Genomic DNA, 1,101 nt, shown 5'->3' on the forward strand with positions numbered 1-1,101 from the left:
CAGGACATGCAAAATGGCATCCCTGTGGGCCTTGGCAGACGATTCAAAGGACTGCTGGCCTGTATAAGCTTCAATGAAAGCGGCCTTTTCGCCCATTGACCGCTGTTTATCTTTGTCCCGGCCATTATCGACCACAAGGTCGTATTCCTGCTCCAGCTCTCGGCATACTCTATCCCGCGTCCTGTAATCGCGGAACGGCTCATGCCGGGTATGCTTCTCCGGGTGGATCATATTATAGGCTATGTGCATATGGAGATTGGCGGTGTTTTTGTGGACGCCACAATGCCGCTGATGGTCGATGTAGCCCAAAGCGGCGGCAAAGCGTTCCTCGATGGCCCTGAATACCTCCGGCGTCAATTTCGCCTCGTCCTCCGGGCGAAAGCTGATAACAAGGTGGTAGGTTTTGCTTTTCTCAGTGCGGGTGTTCATGGCCTGAACGTCCACGGCCTCGGCAATGCCGTTCCGATAGTCTTCATCCCCAAGGCATCCGGCGCACCAGTGCATGAGGCTTTTTTCGCCCTCATGCCCGGCGTCGGCAATGTAGTCGGCAAGACGGGTGTAATTGTCGCTTTTTGGGCTAATACCCACTTTCTTGCTGATCATCGTATGACCGCAATGGCCTGTTGGAGTTCCCGCTGCCGGGCGTCCAGTTCATGCAAAAGGCGGTGAACCGTCTGCCTGTCCGCTCCGTTTGCCAATGCCTGTTTCACCAGCCCGCCAAGTCTGCCCAGGTCGCCTTTGAGTCGGCGCAATTCAATCCTTGCCGCCTGGTGCTCCAGACTTGGGACGGAAAACCCAAGGCACACCCTTTTGCTGAATGTGGAGAGGGACAGGCCCGCTTTGCTGGCCGATGCCTTGATCTGCGCGTGTTCTTCTGGAGTCAGGTAAGTTCTGATTATGAGTTTTTTGCTCGGCATGGGGAACCTCCGTAGTAATCTTGGAGGCTCGATGGCCCGCGTAGTGACGATAAATGAGCCACGCATATTGTCTGCCGCGCTCCGGGTCGGGGGAGTGGTATTTTCCTACGGCTTTCCAGTTCAGGCCGTGGCGGGCTATTTCTTCCGCCAGTATCCATTTGCCCCAACGCTCATTCGTGGCCGG

The 1,101-nt window shown here is 55.9% G+C and carries 2 protein-coding genes; both read right to left on the bottom strand.

From position 1 onward, the window contains the following. The coding region (locus tag QZ377_RS12355; RefSeq protein WP_291441512.1) for a relaxase/mobilization nuclease domain-containing protein at positions 1–603 on the bottom strand (603 nt) is incomplete at its 3' end. Then, positions 600–917: a hypothetical protein gene (locus QZ377_RS12360; protein WP_291441514.1), complete on the bottom strand. Its 318-nt coding sequence runs from the start codon at positions 915–917 to the stop codon at positions 600–602. The genes QZ377_RS12360 and QZ377_RS12355, both read right to left, overlap by 4 nt. Positions 918–1,101 lie beyond the last annotated feature (184 nt).

The sequence above is a fragment of the Desulfovibrio sp. genome (assembly GCF_019424165.1).
In the GTDB taxonomy this organism is placed as follows: Bacteria; Desulfobacterota; Desulfovibrionia; order Desulfovibrionales; family Desulfovibrionaceae; genus Desulfovibrio.